This is a genomic window from Pseudomonas graminis (assembly GCF_900111735.1).
GTDB lineage: Bacteria > Pseudomonadota > Gammaproteobacteria > Pseudomonadales > Pseudomonadaceae > Aquipseudomonas > Aquipseudomonas graminis.
The window spans coordinates 179,310-195,874 of the sequence record NZ_FOHW01000005.1; the positions used below are offsets into that span (position 1 = coordinate 179,310).

Genomic DNA, 16,565 nt, shown 5'->3' on the forward strand with positions numbered 1-16,565 from the left:
TAAGATGCGTAGGTGTTTCTTTTAGCCAAGGTGCCAAACCGTGAGCGCGAACAACCCTCTGTTGCAATCCTACGACCTGCCACCTTTCTCGGCGATTCGCGCCGAGCATGTAAAACCTGCCATCGAACAGATTCTCGCCGACAACCGCGCCGCGATTGCCGAGATCCTCGCCAAGCAAGGTTCTCAGCCTACATGGGCTGGCCTGGTACTGGCGATGGATGAACTCAATGACCGCCTGGGCGCCGCCTGGAGTCCGGTCAGTCACCTGAACGCTGTGTGCAACAGCGCGGAACTGCGCGAGGCCTACGAGTCTTGCCTGCCAGCCCTGAGCGCTTACTCGACCGAAATGGGTCAGAATCGCGAGCTGTTCCAGGCCTTCGAAGCCTTGGCCAACAGCCCGGAAGCGGCGAATTTCGACGTCGCCCAGAAAACCATTCTCGAGCAATCGCTGCGTGACTTCCGCCTGTCGGGCATTGATCTGCCGCCGGAACAGCAAAAACGCTACGCCGAAGTGCAGAGCAAGCTGTCCGAACTGGGCAGTCAGTTCTCCAACCAGTTGCTCGACGCGACTCAGGCCTGGAGCAAGCACGTCACAGACGAAGCGGCCCTCGCCGGCCTGACCGATTCGGCCAAGGCGCAGATGGCGGCCGCTGCCCAGGCGAAAGACCTGGAAGGCTACCTGATTACGCTTGAGTTCCCGAGCTACTACGCCGTAATGACTTACGCCGAAGACCGCGCACTGCGTGAGGAAGTCTACGCGGCGTATTGCACCCGCGCGTCGGACCAGGGGCCGAACGCTGGGAACAACGACAACGGCCCGATCATGGAACAGATTCTCGATCTGCGTCAGGAACTGGCCAAACTGCTGGGTTTCGCCAGCTTCTCCGAGCTGAGCCTGGCCACCAAAATGGCCGAGTCCAGCGATCACGTTCTTAGCTTCCTCCGTGATCTGGCCAAGCGCAGCAAGCCGTTTGCCGTTCAGGATCTGCAGCAGTTGAAAGCCTATGCCGCCGAACAAGGCTGCCCGGATCTGCAGAGCTGGGACAGCGGTTTCTATGGTGAGAAGCTGCGCGAACAACGCTACAGCGTTTCCCAGGAAGCCCTGCGCGCCTACTTCCCGGTCGACAAGGTGCTGACCGGCCTGTTCGCGATCGTACAAAAACTGTACGGCATTGAAATCGCCGAGCAGAAGGGCTTCGATACCTGGCACCCGGACGTTCGCCTGTTCGAAATCAAGGAAAACGGCCAGCACGTCGGCCGCTTCTTCTTTGATCTCTACGCTCGCGCCAACAAGCGTGGCGGTGCATGGATGGACGGCGCCCGCGACCGTCGCCGCACCGCTGAAGGCACACTTCAAAGCCCTGTGGCCAATCTGGTCTGTAACTTTACACCGGCGGTCAGCGGCAAGCCTGCGCTGCTCACCCACGATGAAGTTACCACCCTGTTCCACGAATTCGGCCACGGCCTGCACCACCTGCTGACCCGCGTCGAACATGCGGGCGCGTCGGGCATCAATGGCGTGGCTTGGGATGCGGTCGAACTGCCAAGTCAGTTCATGGAAAACTGGTGCTGGGAGCCGGACGGCCTGGCGCTGATCTCAGGTCATTACGAAACCGGCGAGCCGCTGCCTCAGGACCTGCTTGAGAAAATGCTGGCGGCCAAGAATTTCCAGTCCGGCCTGATGATGGTCCGCCAGCTGGAATTCTCTCTGTTCGACTTCGAATTGCACGCCACCCATGGCGACGGCCGCACTACGCTGCAAGTGCTCGAGGGCGTGCGTGACGAGGTGTCGGTGATGCGCCCACCTGCGTACAACCGCTTCCCGAACAGCTTCGCGCACATCTTTGCCGGCGGTTATGCAGCGGGCTACTACAGTTACAAGTGGGCCGAAGTGCTCTCTGCCGATGCGTTCTCGAAGTTCGAGGAAGAAGGCGTATTCAACGAGCAGACCGGCCGGGCGTTCCGTGAGGCCATTCTGGCGCGGGGCGGGTCCCAGGCGCCGATGGTGCTGTTCGTCGACTTCCGCGGACGCGAGCCGTCGATTGACGCACTCTTGCGCCATTCAGGCTTGAGTGAGGAAGCGGCAGCATGACCGAAACACCGCAGGTGATTACCAAGAAGCGCTTCATCGCCGGGGCGGTCTGCCCGGCATGCAGCGAGCCTGACAAGTTGATGATGTGGAGTGAAGACGACGTGCCGCACCGCCACTGCGTGCACTGCGGTTATTCCGACACCCTCAATGCCCAGGGGCAATCGATCCCGACAGAACTTGGCACGCGAGTGAACAAGCCTGTGGTGAAGCCGGCTGATCCCAAGGTGCAGGGCGTGCAGTTCTTCCCGAATCCGAAGCTGAAGAAGCCGGTTGATCCGAGTTGACGTGATCTCGGATAAAAAAAAGGGATGCCCGCCGTGGGTATCCCTTTTTTTGTATCGTTTGCGGATTACCGTGCGCCGTTGATATAGGCGAAAGAGATCTTGCCTCCGACGGCCCTGGTGTAATTCGTCACTTTAACGTCACTGTTTGAATAGCTGCTGTTGAAGCTCGGGATGACGACGGGAAGGGTAATGTCGCGCAGAACCTCCACAGTCGTTCGCCCCTCGCTGAAATCACCTTGGGGATGGCCCGTGAGCGTGAAAGACGTGCCCGCTTTGGCTTTGAGGATTCTGGCAGACTGGATTTCGTCGTTGGAACAGCCAAAGCTATTGCTCTTCATCTTCATGTTGTAACTGGAGCTGAAAGGAATCACGCAATCCAGGTTCTGACTGGCATGGGTGCCCTCGTAGAACGCCACCGATGCATCGGAAAAGTCGGTGGGTGTCCGGCTGATGACAATGCGCGACGTCTTTCCATCAAGCCCGTTGTTGCGGTTATAAACGGCCTGGTAATCGCTGGTGCTCGCATCGGACTCGAAACTCGGAATGACTACACGCTCGCCAATGCCAATGTTGCGCTTCACGTCGATGGTGATGTGGTCGTCCTGGGTATTGCCACTGCCACTGTCGAACAACTGAATGCGGGTTCCACTGGCAACCCCCGACAAGGACATCGACCTCGCCTCATCGTTTTCACAACCGTTGGCCTTGCGATTGACCACCCCGGTGCTGACAGGGATCACGCAGACAATGTCTTGGGACCGGCTTGCATTTCGACCTTCATGCAGAAAGATGCCGCCGTTGTTGAGCGCAGCGGTATAACGCTCTGCCTCACCACTCTTGTAATTGTTGATACCAACGTAGTTGGGGGCAACACCACAGTTGTCCTGGCGGCGCTTGAGGTAAGTCAGGTTGTTGTCGTAGCTGGCCGAGTCGAAGACGGTAGATGTGCCCGGGTGAAACTGATTCATGAGGAACAACCGTTTCCACTGCTTACCCGTCGAGGCGGCTACCTTTTCAGTGTTGAGCGGCAACCCACTCCAGCGCGTGGGGCAAGACCAGTCGTGAGTACTTTCAATGCTGCTGGCAACGTTCCCCAGGGTGTCCCACTTGTTCTGCACAATCCAATCCTGATCAAACATAACCGTGATCTTTTTGCCCTGGACCCAGTAGTCGCCTGCGACCTCACGTTTGTCCGCCAACAGGATCAGACGGTTATCACGTGCCGCCATCTGGTTGAGCGTCGGCCACCGATCCGCAGCGAAGTTTGCCGGGTCGAATGAAACGCTCGCCAGCTCCGGCAGGGTATTGAATACCTCCTGCAGGTGTTCCCGGTTGACGTAGGTTTCCAGGAACAGCGTGACGACCTCACTTGGATTCCTTTGCAGGAAAGGCAGAAATTCTGTTTTCAAGTGATTGGATAACGGCCCGTAGCAGGCCAATTGCTTATGGCACACTTTGATGCGTTCTTCGGGGCGAGGATTTGTGTTTTCTACATAGAGATCAAGCATGAAACCTCTGACGCCATCGTTGAGTTGGCTCGGCATCTCCTTCAGGTTTTGATTGATCTTTTCATAGGAATTATGGGTGGTGACCCAACTGTATTCATTGAATGGGTTATTCCGCGAATCGAGCGTAGTCGCGTGTGCCTTGAGTGTGGCTATGCCAAAAATTGCCGCCAGGGCAATCCGTGTGTAATTGAACGTCATTGTCGAAATCCTTTTCGATAGGGTGTTTCCGGTAGGCGTTAAACGCATCCATGCCAATATCGGCATGTGCTTAGTAGTAGTTGTGTTTTGTGTCAGCGCCACCCTGCCGCCAGAAGGCTATGTTGCAAAATGCGAGTGATTTTCGAGCAAGGGGACTGGATCGATTGGCAAGGCAACGATGAAACCGATCCCCTTAATTGATCATGCCTACTTTGTGCGACCAGCCTTTAATCGCACAAAGGGCAAACACGCTGGTGCTGCACGCACCGCTATCCATTGCCGACTTCAGCGCCGCCACATCGACATTATTGATGTAGGCAATCCCGCGCTTGAGGCTGTCTTCGTCGCCATAACCGCCGTGCTCCATCTCATCCAGCGCCGCCTGTTTGCTCCAGCCCTGGGCGACGATGCGGTACATCGCTGCCACCAGACCGGTTCGGTCCAGGCCGTGCTTGCAGTGAATGAGCACTGGCCCGTTTTGTTGCGCGGTCTGTATGGCGCGCAGGCTTTCGATCACATCGGCATCGTCAATGTGAACCACTTGTAACGGAATCTGGACCTGCGCCACGGAGGCGTCGGACAGCCATTTGCTGTCACTTTCCTTGAGGAAGTTGATCACCGTGTGTACGCCAAGCTGTTGCAGAAGTGGCTGTGCGGCAGCGTCAGGCTGGCGACTGCGGTAAAGCGTTGGCGTGATCTGGTAGAGGTTGTAGTGCGCATCCACCAGCTGCGCCCACTGCGACGGGCGTGACAATTGCGCCGGTGAAACATCCTCGGCTTTAGCGAGAGAGGCAGATGACACGGCCAGCATTAGGATGAGTTGAGCAACGAGCGGGCGAAGGCGCATGGAAGACGTACCGTGGAAAACCAGCCATTTATCGATGCGGCAAGTCTTCGCTGGATTGGGTCAAGGCGCTGTGAGGCGCGTGTCAAAAGTTGGTGAAAGCCGTTGATCGGTGCCAGGGTTTTTTTCCGGGTCTGCGAGTGAAGGGCATGAGCGTTTCACGATACTGTATGCATAACCAGTTATCGAGGAGCCGTCATGTCCATTCACTTGCCCCCGCGCGGGCGCGGCACCGCGACCAACCCGCATAACCGCTTTGCGCCCAACCGATCCGTGGTCGAAGACGACGGCTGGTACCAGGAAGTGCCGCTGACCCAAGGCACCACCGTCACGCTGGAGACGGCCAAGAGCATCATCGCGCGCAACTCGTCGCCCGACATTCCTTTCGACCGTTCGATCAATCCTTACCGGGGGTGCGAGCATGGCTGCATTTACTGCTACGCCCGGCCGAGCCACGCCTATTGGGACATGTCGCCAGGGCTGGACTTTGAAACCAGATTGATCGCCAAAACCAACGCTGCCGCTCTGCTGGAGCAGCAGCTGTCCAAGCCAGGCTATAGCGTTGCGCCGATCACCCTGGGCGCGAACACTGATCCGTATCAGCCCATCGAGCGCGAATACGCATTGAGCAGAGCGACGCTGGAAGTGCTGCTGCGCTATCGCCATCCGGTGACGATCATCACCAAGGGCTCGCTTATTCTCCGGGATCTGGATCTGCTGTCCGAGCTGGCAAAGCTGCGGCTGGTGTCGGTGTTCATCAGTCTTACGACGCTGGACGATGAGCTCAAGCGCATCCTTGAACCCCGTGCTGCCGCGCCTAAAGCCAGGTTGCGGGCGATACGGGTCTTGCGCGATGCCGGTGTGCCGGTGGGCGTTTTGCTGGCGCCGATGATTCCGATGATCAATGACATGGAGCTGGAGAAGCTGATGGCCGAGGCCAAGGCCGCCGGCGCATTGAGTGCGAGCTACGTGATGCTGCGTCTGCCCCTGGAGGTTGCCCCGTTGTTCGAAGAGTGGCTCCAGGCGCATTATCCGCAGAGGGCCGAGCATGTGATGAGCCTGGTGCGACAGAGCCGTGGCGGTGAGGTGTACGACAGCCGCTTTGGCTCGCGAATGCGCGGTGAGGGGGTGTTCGCCGAACTGCTGGCGCAGCGTTACAGCCTCGCCATCAAGAAGCACGGGTTGAACCGGCGGGAAAGTTTTCAGCTGGATTGCAGCGCGTTTTGCCCGCCCGGTGGTCAGATGTCGCTTTTGTGACTCGAGTGGCGTCTTACAGGGAGATCGCTGATCTTGCGGCTTGAACCGGGTTGCCATTGCAGGAGCGCGAGCTTGCGGTTTAGATTTTCTAACGCAAGACCCGTGATCTAGAGCCATGCATTCAGTTTCAATTAAGTTTGCGTCGTTAAGGTGAGTCGGAAGTGACCGATTGGTCTTGTAGGAAAAGAGTCGTACGAAGGCCAGAAAAAAGTGGGTCATCCACAGGATTCGCCGGAAAATTCACTTAAATCCGTCAGAGAGGATGAAACATGAGTGACCAGGATAAGCAGCCTCAGGCTGCGACGACAGGCGTAACGCCTCAGGTGGAAACCGCCGAAATGGCACTGAAGCAACTCGTTGATGGCTTCAAGCAATTCCGCCATGACGTATTCCCTCAGCAGGAAGAACTGTTCAAGAAACTCGCCACCGCCCAACATCCCCGGGCCATGTTCATCACCTGCGCCGACTCGCGCATCGTCCCGGAACTCATTACCCAAAGCTCGCCAGGCGACCTGTTCGTCACCCGTAACGTGGGTAACGTCGTCCCGCCTTATGGCCCAATGAATGGCGGCGTCTCGACGGCTATTGAATACGCTGTCCTGGCCTTGGGCGTGCAGCACATCATTGTCTGTGGCCACTCCGATTGCGGGGCCATGCGCGCCGTTCTCAACCCCGACACCCTGGAGAAAATGCCGACGGTCAAAGCCTGGCTGCGTCACGCCGAGGTTGCCAAGACCGTTGTGCAGGATAACTGCAACTGCACCAGCGAGCATGAAACCATGCACGTGCTCACCGAAGAAAACGTCATCGCGCAGCTGCAGCATCTGCGCACTCACCCTTCCGTGGCGTCCAAGCTGGCCAGCGGTCAGCTGTTCATCCACGGCTGGGTTTACAACATCGAGACCAGCGAAATCCGCGCCTACGATGCCGAGCAGGACTGCTTCCTGCCCTTGGATGGCGACCATCCAGTGCCGATGGCGTCGATCCCCCGCGGGCGATATTGATCGCCGGCTGACCCGCTGCGCCAGAGTGCAGCGGCGTCGGCCCTGACGGTTCCACCCTCATACAAGCTCGTAGCGGCCGCGCATAGCGCGTGCCGCCGGGCGTTGTCACGTCTGAATTCCGGAGAGTCGTCATGGCTACTACTGATCTGAAAGCGCTGTTACCACGGGAGCTACTGGCTTCCGTGGTGGTTTTTCTGGTGGCCCTGCCGCTGTGCATGGGGATCGCCATCGCTTCCGGCATGCCGCCCTCCAAGGGTCTGATCACCGGCATCATCGGCGGTCTGGTGGTGGGCTGGCTGGCCGGTTCGCCGCTGCAGGTCAGCGGCCCGGCGGCAGGTCTGGCAGTGCTGGTGTTCGAGCTGGTTCGTGAGCACGGCATGGCCATGCTAGGGCCGATTCTGCTGCTCGCCGGTGCGCTGCAATTGCTGGCTGGACGCTTGAAGCTCGGCTGCTGGTTTCGCGTCACGGCGCCGGCGGTGGTGTACGGCATGCTCGCGGGCATCGGCGTGCTGATCGTGCTCTCTCAGGTTCACGTCATGTTCGACAGCGGGCCCAAGCCTTCGGGGCTCGACAACCTCGTGGCGTTCCCGCAGACCGTCATGGGTGCGATGGGGATGGGCAGCGCCATGCAGGCTGGTCTGCTCGGGCTGGGGACCATCGCAGTAATGTGGCTATGGGAAAAGCGTCGGCCTCATGCACTTCGGTTCGTACCGGGCGCGTTGCTCGGCGTCGGCCTTGCGACGGTGGTGAGTCTGGTGATGAGCTTGCAGGTCAAGCGCGTCGAGGTTCCGGCCAACCTGGCCGAGGCCATCGACTGGCTGCGCCCTGCAGACCTGCTGAACCTGGCTGACCCTGCCATCCTGATCGCGGCGATTGCCGTCGCCTTTATTGCCAGCGCAGAAACTCTGTTGTCGGCAGCGGCAGTGGATAGGATGCACGACGGCCAGCGTTCGGACTTCGACAAGGAGCTCAGTGCCCAGGGCGTGGGTAACATGCTCTGCGGTCTGGTCGGCGCTTTGCCGATGACCGGCGTGATCGTGCGCAGTTCGGCCAACGTTCAGGCCGGTGCCAAGACGCGGCTGTCGGCGATGTTCCACGGTTTGTGGCTGCTGGCATTCGTGCTGTTGCTGTCCAGTGTGCTGCAAAGCATTCCTGTGGCGAGCCTTGCCGGCGTGCTGGTCTACACCGGCGTGAAGCTGGTGAATGTTCAGGCGCTCAAGGGGCTGGGACGCTACGGCCGCATGCCGATGTTCATCTACGGCGCGACCGCCAGCGCGATTGTCCTGACCGACCTGCTGACGGGTGTATTGATCGGCTTTGGCCTGACACTGGTGAAGCTGGCGCTGAGTGCATCGCGCTTGAAGATCAATCTCGTCGACCTGCCGGCCGAAGGTGAAATGGAGTTGCGCCTAAATGGTTCGGCCACGTTCCTCAAGGTGCCGGCGCTGACGCAGTCGCTGGAAACCGTGCCGCCCGGCACCACGCTGCATGTCCCGCTGGGCAACCTGAGGTACATCGACCATTCCTGCCTGGAGCTGCTGGAGGAATGGGGTCGCGCCAACGCCGCGCAGGGCTCGCGTTTACTGCTGGAGCAACGGCTGCTCAAGCGTCGCGTGGAAGGAAGGATTCGCACGTCGATCGGAGGCGCTGCGCTGCATTAAGGTCCGCGTGGGTGGAGTGCGGGGTCAGTCTTTCCCGCACTCCAGCTCCAGACCAACGCCCAGCTGACGTGACAGGCTGGGCCAGCGTCTCCACGCCGCATCGGTGTCCGGGCTGGCGAGGCGTTCGCGGTAGGCTTCCACCGACTCCAGCGAGAAGCTGTCGTCATCGAGCATCTCGTCGATTGCGTGATGGACCACTTCGTCGAGCTGATTGGCAAACGACTCGCCGATCAGTTGGTGGGCGATGACGCTGGCCACGGTGGTGTTCACCGGTATCAGAGGCTGGCCGAAATGCTTGATGTACAGATCATTCACCTCTTCCACCAGGCGGTGGGCCAGATACGCTTCATCCAACAATCCATCCAGCCCTTCATGGCCCGCCATGATGGCGGGCGGCGCGGTGAAGAATTGCTCGGCGATTTTCAGAACCGGTTCGATCTGGCTTTCGATGCCCGCCTGCAGTGCTACGTCATGGGCGGCATCCAGCAAGTCCGGAACCTGACCGATATAGGCAATGACGAAACGCGTCAGTACGCCTCTTGCGTCTACGTCAGGCAGGTGAATGGACGGGTGAAGATGAGGAAGTTGCGATTCCAACTGGCGCAGTAGCTGACCGGATTGGTTTTCGTGTTCCTGGGCTCTAGTGATCTGCTCGCGCAATGCGGCGGTGTTCATGGATGCTCCATAGGCAATGAAACCAGGCGGTCATTATAGGGAAGTCATACCTTAGCCTGCTCACGAATGAGGCTAAGACGTAATTGTCATAACAGGTTCACGCTTATGTGCATAATCGCGCGCTCCTGGATCACTGATGTGTTGAACCCATGACCCGAACCCAGAAAGCTGTCTTCATCCTTGTGGCCATCGTGGCACTGGTGCTTGGCCTGACCGTCTACCGTGTGCTGTCCGGAACGGACCAGGGCGACCAGGCCGCCCATATCGATGCAGGGATTATCCTTCTCCCGCAGAGCCGCGCTGTGCCGGATCTCTCGCTCACCGATCAGGACGGCCAACCCCTTTCATTGAGCCAATTGAAGGGCAAATGGACGGTATTGTTCTTCGGCTACACCTTCTGCCCGGACATCTGCCCGACCACCCTCGCCCAGCTGCGTCAGATCAAAAGCGAGCTGCCCCGTGAGGCCGTCGACAAGCTGCGCATTGTGCTGGTCAGCGTCGATCCCGATCGCGACACTCCGCAACAGCTCAAGCAATACCTGAGTTATTTCGACAAGCAGTTCGTCGGCCTGAGGGCGCCGGTCGACACGCTCAAGAAGCTGGCGAATGCCGTGAGCATCCCGTATATCCCGGCGGATACCAGCAAGCCGAATTACACCGTCGACCACAGCGGCAACCTCGCCCTCCTCGGCCCCGACGGCACCCAGCGCGGGTTCATCCGCGCGCCGCTGAACAGCCAGAAGCTGGTAGCGCAGTTGCCGGGGCTGGTTGAGAGAAAATAAGGACTGCTGATCTCGGCGTTGCGCCGAGATCATGGGCGTGTGGTGATCAGAACGCCGGGACCACGGCGCCTTTGTACTTCTCAACGATGAACGCCTTGGTTTCCGGGCTGTGCAGCGCGGCGACCAGTTTCTGGATGGCCGGGGCATCCTTGTTGTCTTCGCGGGTCACGAGGATGTTCGCGTATGGCGACTCCGCCCCTTCGATGACCAGCGCGTCCTTGGTCGGATCCAGCTTGGCGGTCAGGGCGTAGTTGGTGTTGATCAGCGCCAGGTCCACCTGCGTCAGTACCCGTGGCAGCGTCGCCGCTTCCAGCTCACGGAATTTCAGGTTCTTCGGGTTCTGCTGCACGTCGCTTGGCTTGGCGGTGATGCTGGTCGGATCCTTCAGGGTGATCAGGCCGGCCTTGACCAGCAGTAACAAGGCACGGCCCTCGTTGGTGGCGTCATTCGGGATGGCCACGTTAGCGCCATCCGGCAGCTCGGCCAGACTCTTGAGCTTGTCCGAGTAAGCGCCAAACGGCTCGATGTGAACCTTGGCCACACTTACCAGATGCGTACCCTTGCCCTTGTTGAACTCATCCAGATATGGCTGATGCTGGAAGAAGTTGGCATCCATGCGGCTCTGGTCGACCTGTACGTTCGGCTGAATGTAATCGTTGAACACCTTCACGTTCAGCGTCACGCCTTCCTTCGCCAGCATCGGCTTCACGAACTCGAGAATCTCGGCGTGGGGCACAGCGGAGGCCGCGACGGTCAAGGTCTCATCGGCATGGGCAGACAGGGCCGCCACAGCAGCGAATACAGCCAACAACTTTTTCATTTCTATTGCTCCTGAAATGCACGCGCAGTCGCATGCATCTGCCGGTCAGTGACCGGCGAATTCGGTTAACGGTGTGAAAAGTGCGCGACCAGTCTGTCGCCAACGGTTTGCAGGATCTGCACCAGCACCAGCAGCAATACGACCGTGACAAACATCACATCGTTCTGGAAGCGTTGGTAACCGTAGCGAATCGCCAGATCGCCCAGGCCACCGGCACCGACCGCACCGGCCATCGCCGTGAACGACACCAACGCAATCGCGGTCACGGTGATTGCGGCGAGGATGCCCGGGCGTGCTTCAGGCAACAGCGCCTTGATCACGATCTGCCGGGTTGTGGCGCCCATCGCCTGAGTGGCCTCGATGATCCCGCGATCCACTTCCCGCAACGCGGTTTCCACCAGGCGCGCGAAGAACGGCGTTGCGCCTGCGATCAACGGTGGCAGCGTGCCAAGAATGCCCAGTGAAGTGCCAGTGATGATTTCCGTGAGCGGCATCATCACGATCAGCAGGATGATGAACGGCAGCGCCCGCAGCATGTTCACGATCAAGCCCACGGTGGTGTAAACCGGCTTGTTCTCAAGCAACTGACGCGGAGAGGTCAGGAACATCAGCACGCCAAGCGGCAGGCCCAGCAGGATGGTGAACGCCAGCGAGACGCCAAGCATGATCAGGGTGTCGCCGGTGGCCAGCCAGATTTCGTACCAGTCGACGTTGGAAAACAGATTGAGAAAGGCGTCCATCAGCGCAGGACCTCCATGTGAACGTCGGCTGCGGTGAAGCGAGCAAACGCGGCGTCCATGTCACCACCGGTGATGGCCAGCGTCAGTTGCCCGTAAGGCGTGTCTTTGATGCGGTCGATACGACCGGCCAGAATGCTGTAGTCCACGCCGGTTTCCCGCGCGACCGTGCCCAGCAATGGCGCGTAGGTCGCTTCGCCCTGAAACGTCAGGCGCACGATGCGGCCCTGAACATGGGCGAAATCGCTGTTCAGCTGGTTTTCGTCGACCTCTTCGTCTTCCTGCACAAAGCGGCGAGTGGTCGGGTGCTTGGGGTGCAGAAACACATCGGCCACAGCGCCCTGCTCTACGATGACACCCGCATCCATGACCGCCACCTGATCGCAGACGCGACGGATCACGTCCATTTCGTGGGTGATCAGCACGATGGTCAGCTTCAGCTCGCGATTGATCTCGGCCAGCAGCTGCAACACCGATGCCGTGGTTTGTGGGTCGAGGGCGCTGGTGGCCTCGTCGCACAGCAGAATTTTCGGCTTGGTTGCCAGCGCGCGGGCGATGCCGACGCGTTGCTTCTGGCCGCCGGACAATTGCGCCGGGTACTTTTTGGCGTGATCGGAAAGACCCACGCGGGCAAGCAGCTCGGCCACGCGCTGATCGATCTGCGCGCGGGACATGTCCCCGGCCAGCGTCAGCGGCATGGCGACGTTGTCGGCCACGGTTTTGGACGACAGCAGATTGAAGTGCTGGAAAATCATGCCGACCTGGCGGCGGAAGCCGCGCAGTCCGTCGGCGTCCAGCGCAGTGACATCGACGTCATCGACCAGGATCTTGCCGCCGCTCGGCGCTTCAAGGCGGTTGATCAGGCGCAGCATGGTGCTCTTGCCGGCGCCGGAGTGGCCGATCAGACCAAACACCTGGCCGTTTTCGATGCGCAGGCTGGTGGGGTGCAGCGCGGGAATTTCCCGATCGGCGACCCGATAGGTTTTGTGGACGTTTTGAAACTCGATCACGGAGCGAACCTTGTGGGGCGCGTTGAAAAATCAGCGTGGAGACTCATGCCTTCATCACGCTGCTGAGCGATGCCATTTCGGCTTCGGCTGGGTAAACCGGGCGCGCATTTTAGCCTGTCGAATCCGGATTGGGCCCAGCCTTCTTAGCATTTATTTCGCACTGCACCTGCCGAACGGTCATATGGATGGCCGACTGTCGGGCTGACGGTGGAAATCAATGAATTGGAAAAACAAACGGAACGGCTGATTTCATCGTCAGTCACTTACTTAGCGCCTGAATAATGCCTGACTTCGTGTCAGGCATTTCTGCCTACGAGCTCCTGCTGCCTCCACACCATGGAATGCCGAACAGGGAGCCGCTCGAACCGAGGAGTTTTGTCTGATGAGTAAGAACACCAATCCACCTGTTAGCGCCAACGCCAACAGTGAACTGGCTGGCACTGACACGCTGGATCGTGGCAATACCAACGCCAAGATCGAAAGCCTTGAAACCTTCCGCTCCGACGCCACCGGCGAGGCTTTGCGCACCAATCAGGGCGTAAAGATTTCCGACAACCAGAACACGCTGAAAGTCGGCTCGCGCGGCCCGTCGCTGCTCGAAGACTTCATCATGCGCGAGAAAATCACTCACTTTGACCATGAACGCATTCCGGAGCGTATCGTCCACGCGCGCGGCACGGCGGCTCACGGTTACTTCCAGACCTACGAGAACCACTCGGCGCTGTCAAAAGCTGAATTCCTGCGCGACCCGGGCAAGAAAACCCCCGTATTCACGCGTTTCTCCACCGTCCAGGGCCCACGTGGCTCCGGCGATACCGTCCGTGACGTACGCGGTTTCGCGGTCAAGTTCTATACCGGCGAAGGCAACTACGACCTGGTCGGCAACAACATGCCGGTGTTCTTCATTCAGGACGCCATCAAGTTTCCCGATTTCGTACACGCGGTGAAGCCAGAGCCTCATAACGAAATCCCTACGGGCGGCTCGGCCCACGACACCTTCTGGGACTTCGTTTCCCTGGTGCCGGAGTCCGCGCACATGGTGCTGTGGACCATGTCCGACCGTGCGATTCCGAAAAGCCTGCGCTCTATGCAGGGTTTCGGCATTCACACGTTCCGCATGATCAACACCGAGGGCAAATCCTCCTTCGTCAAATTCCACTGGAAGCCTAAATACGGTACGTGCTCTCTGGTGTGGGACGAAGCGCAGAAGCTTGCGGGTAAGGACACCGATTTCCACCGCCGCGACCTGTGGGAGTCCATCGAGATGGGCGACTACCCGGAATGGGAACTGGGCGTTCAGATTGTTGCCGAGGAAGACGAGCACAAGTTCGACTTTGACATTCTGGACCCGACCAAAATCATTCCGGAAGAGCTGGTGCCGGTAACACCGCTGGGCAAGATGGTGCTCAACCGTAACCCGGACAACTACTTCGCCGAGACCGAGCAGGTTGCGTTCTGCCCAGGCCACGTCGTGCCGGGTATCGACTTCTCCAATGATCCACTGCTGCAGGGGCGTCTGTTCTCCTACACCGACACGCAGATCAGCCGACTGGGTGGGCCGAACTTCCACGAGATTCCAATTAACCGTCCGGTCTCGCCGAACCACAACAACCAGCGTGATGCTCAGCATCGCACTACCATCGACAAGGGTCGCGCTTCCTACGAGCCGAACTCCATCGACGGCGGCTGGCCGAAAGAAACCCCTGCAGGTCCGCAGGATGGCGGTTTCGAGACGTATCCAGAGCGCATCGAAGCTCACAAGGTGCGTGAGCGCAGCCCGTCGTTTGGCGATCACTTCACCCAAGCCACGCTGTTCTTCAACAGCATGAGCGAGCACGAGAAAGAGCACATCATCGCGGCGTACAGCTTCGAGTTGGGCAAGGTGGAGCGTGAGCACATTCGCGCCCGTCAGGTGAACGAGATTCTCGCGAATATCGACCTCACACTGGCTGCGCGTGTGGCTGAAAATCTTGGCTTGCCCGCCCCGAAAGCGGCTACCGTCAAAGCGCAAGGCAACGGCAAGTTGAGCGTCGACAGCTCGCCCCTGCTGAGCCAGGCGAACTTGCTGCCTGCTGACATTGCTTCGCGCAAAGTTGCCATCCTCGTCGCGAACGGTGTTGACGACAAAGCTGTAGAGGCGATGAAAGCGGCGTTGGAAGCCGAAGGCGCACATGCCAAGGTGCTGGGTCCTACCTCCGCGCCGGTCAAAACCGCGAGCGGTGCGTCCCTGGCAGTTGATGCTTCGATGGAAGGTTTGCCATCGGTCGCGTTCGATGCCGTGTTCATCCCGGGCGGCGAAGCTTCGATCAAGGCCCTGAGCGGCGACGGCGTGGCACTGCACTACGTGCTTGAGGCGTACAAGCACCTCAAAGCCATTGCCTACGGCGGTGATGCACAGAAACTGATCGACCTGCTGCGCCTGGAAGCCGATGCCGGCTTGCTGACTGTTTCGGACAAAGCCTCCTTCAAGGCATTCTTCGATGCAATCCAGCAGCACCGCGTCTGGGCTCGTGAGCCAAAAGCGAAGGCGATTCCTGCATAACTTGCAAGACTAGCCCGTAACAAAAAAGGCGTTGCCCGCGAGGACAACGCCTTTTCTTTTGATCAAAAATCGATCAGAGCTGAGCGGGCTTCAACACGATTTTCGCCGGCTCAGTGCGCTCGATTTCGCGCTGCATCTGCAACTCGAAATCGGGGTTGATCTTCGTCACGCGCTGTCAGTGCGTGACCAATCACAACGAGCCTCCTCCCACTGCGCTGCAATTAGCACGTTGAAAAAAGGCAAAGAACTCTTCTGAGACTTCAGGGCATAAGCGCAGCAAACCATAATGGTCCGCGCCTTTAATTTACTGGCTATTTTTATCGATATTCAAAATACTTTATCATCATTTCAGTTGGTAGGTTCCTGTCGACGTTCAAAGCGTGTAGCAGCTCGAGAAACCATGACAGGTTATCTCCTAGGTCCGAGCGTTTGGTCTCATCCCAGTAGAGAAGGCAGATAGCAAGTCTTGCCATTAATATATTGCGGTCTCGGAATTCACGCACCGCTGCTGAATCCCCAATTATTGACCACCAAATTGAGGCTTTAGCAGCAAGTGTCTCAACAGGGATCTTGTCTTCGATGTAGTCCCTAACTAACTGCGTCGGATCGTTTTCGGGATTTGAAAAATGAATATCCAATGCGTCTAAAACGCTGACAAAGAACGTAAGCTGATGCTTAAGCGCATTAGAGTCCCCGGCAGGTCGAACTATTGAGTTGATACTATATTTTTTAAAATTTTCGAGATCCATAATTTATTTCCAAAATTACTCAAGGCGGTTGAGCGATACTGGCTGTATGAGCCGCTTTCTTTTTCCCATCCTCAGACTTTGATTAAACAGAACCGAGCTCTAGTACCTAGGGAGGCTGTCCACCTCGAATCAGCAAAAAACCCGAGGCCAGCCCTTTTAGGAAATCACAGAGAAGAAAGAGGCCGCTATTTAAAGCCTAATCCTTGGTAAAGAACTCAATTAGAAGCGGGGGGATTTCGGGAATGACTTTCTTCAAGTAGACCAAGTAGAGATATACCGCTGTTGGCTCAGTTGAGTCTCCTTCTTCCCATTCCTCTTGAGTTCCATAGCAGACGATTACACACCTAGCAAGATTTGAAAGGGCGGCGTTTGGTCCACATTGCTGGTCGTGCAAAACCCAAA

15 protein-coding genes are annotated in these 16,565 nt (G+C 58.4%); 7 read left to right on the plus strand and 8 right to left on the minus strand.

Going from position 1 to position 16,565, the window contains the following annotated elements:
- The first annotated feature begins 40 nt into the window (after positions 1-40).
- Both prlC and BMY98_RS06275 read left to right on the plus strand, forming a co-directional pair.
- Positions 41-2,092: an oligopeptidase A gene (gene prlC, locus BMY98_RS06270; protein ID WP_074886222.1), complete on the plus strand. Its 2,052-nt coding sequence runs from the start codon at positions 41-43 to the stop codon at positions 2,090-2,092.
- Positions 2,089-2,376: a YheV family putative zinc ribbon protein gene (locus BMY98_RS06275; protein ID WP_074886225.1), complete on the plus strand. Its 288-nt coding sequence runs from the start codon at positions 2,089-2,091 to the stop codon at positions 2,374-2,376. Before prlC ends, BMY98_RS06275 begins: the two co-directional genes overlap by 4 nt.
- A 65-nt stretch (positions 2,377-2,441) precedes the next feature.
- Here BMY98_RS06275 and BMY98_RS06280 read toward each other — a convergent pair whose 3' ends face one another.
- Positions 2,442-4,082: a phosphoinositide-specific phospholipase C-related protein gene (locus tag BMY98_RS06280; protein WP_074886228.1), complete on the minus strand. Its 1,641-nt coding sequence runs from the start codon at positions 4,080-4,082 to the stop codon at positions 2,442-2,444.
- Between the two features lie 193 nt (positions 4,083-4,275).
- Positions 4,276-4,929 (minus strand): dual specificity protein phosphatase family protein, encoded by a 654-nt coding sequence (locus tag BMY98_RS06285; protein ID WP_074886231.1) that lies wholly within the window; start codon positions 4,927-4,929, stop codon positions 4,276-4,278.
- A 195-nt stretch (positions 4,930-5,124) separates the two neighbouring features.
- On the opposite strand from BMY98_RS06285, the gene BMY98_RS06290 reads away from it, so the two are divergent.
- The 3 genes from BMY98_RS06290 to BMY98_RS06300 all read left to right on the plus strand — a co-directional run bounded on the left by BMY98_RS06290 (position 5,125) and on the right by BMY98_RS06300 (position 8,848).
- A complete protein-coding gene (locus BMY98_RS06290) occupies positions 5,125-6,183 on the plus strand; it encodes a PA0069 family radical SAM protein (protein WP_074886234.1) in 1,059 nt (352 codons plus the stop codon).
- A gap of 338 nt (positions 6,184-6,521) precedes the next feature.
- Positions 6,522-7,187, plus strand: coding sequence for a carbonic anhydrase (locus tag BMY98_RS06295; RefSeq protein ID WP_425438847.1), 666 nt, complete (start codon positions 6,522-6,524; stop codon positions 7,185-7,187).
- A gap of 131 nt (positions 7,188-7,318) precedes the next feature.
- Positions 7,319-8,848: a SulP family inorganic anion transporter gene (locus tag BMY98_RS06300; protein ID WP_074886241.1), complete on the plus strand. Its 1,530-nt coding sequence runs from the start codon at positions 7,319-7,321 to the stop codon at positions 8,846-8,848.
- Between the two features lie 24 nt (positions 8,849-8,872).
- On the opposite strand, the gene BMY98_RS06305 is transcribed toward BMY98_RS06300, so the two are convergent.
- Positions 8,873-9,523, minus strand: a complete 651-nt coding sequence (locus BMY98_RS06305; RefSeq protein ID WP_074886242.1) for a hypothetical protein — start codon at positions 9,521-9,523, stop codon at positions 8,873-8,875.
- Between the two features lie 149 nt (positions 9,524-9,672).
- Here BMY98_RS06305 and BMY98_RS06310 point away from each other — a divergent pair, with 149 nt between their 5' ends.
- Positions 9,673-10,305, plus strand: coding sequence for an SCO family protein (locus BMY98_RS06310; protein ID WP_074886246.1), 633 nt, complete (start codon positions 9,673-9,675; stop codon positions 10,303-10,305).
- Between the two features lie 46 nt (positions 10,306-10,351).
- Here the strand turns inward: BMY98_RS06310 and BMY98_RS06315 are convergent, their stop codons facing one another.
- The 3 genes from BMY98_RS06315 to BMY98_RS06325 all read right to left on the minus strand — a co-directional run bounded on the left by BMY98_RS06315 (position 10,352) and on the right by BMY98_RS06325 (position 12,872).
- Positions 10,352-11,125: a MetQ/NlpA family ABC transporter substrate-binding protein gene (locus tag BMY98_RS06315; RefSeq protein ID WP_074886250.1), complete on the minus strand. Its 774-nt coding sequence runs from the start codon at positions 11,123-11,125 to the stop codon at positions 10,352-10,354.
- Between the two features lie 65 nt (positions 11,126-11,190).
- Positions 11,191-11,865, minus strand: coding sequence for a methionine ABC transporter permease (locus tag BMY98_RS06320; protein WP_074886252.1), 675 nt, complete (start codon positions 11,863-11,865; stop codon positions 11,191-11,193).
- Positions 11,865-12,872, minus strand: coding sequence for a methionine ABC transporter ATP-binding protein (locus tag BMY98_RS06325; protein ID WP_074886255.1), 1,008 nt, complete (start codon positions 12,870-12,872; stop codon positions 11,865-11,867). The genes BMY98_RS06320 and BMY98_RS06325 overlap by 1 nt, the downstream gene beginning before the upstream one ends.
- Before the next feature lie 382 nt (positions 12,873-13,254).
- Here BMY98_RS06325 and katE point away from each other — a divergent pair, with 382 nt between their 5' ends.
- A complete protein-coding gene (katE, locus tag BMY98_RS06330; RefSeq protein ID WP_074886257.1) occupies positions 13,255-15,414 on the plus strand; it encodes a catalase HPII in 2,160 nt (719 codons plus the stop codon).
- A gap of 317 nt (positions 15,415-15,731) precedes the next feature.
- On the opposite strand, the gene BMY98_RS06335 is transcribed toward katE, so the two are convergent.
- The gene (locus BMY98_RS06335) at positions 15,732-16,163 is read right to left on the minus strand and encodes a hypothetical protein (protein WP_074886260.1); all 432 of its coding nucleotides are present in this window, start codon (positions 16,161-16,163) and stop codon (positions 15,732-15,734) included.
- A gap of 196 nt (positions 16,164-16,359) precedes the next feature.
- A partial coding sequence (locus BMY98_RS27420; RefSeq protein WP_217648306.1) for a hypothetical protein occupies positions 16,360-16,565 on the minus strand: 206 nt, incomplete at its 5' end.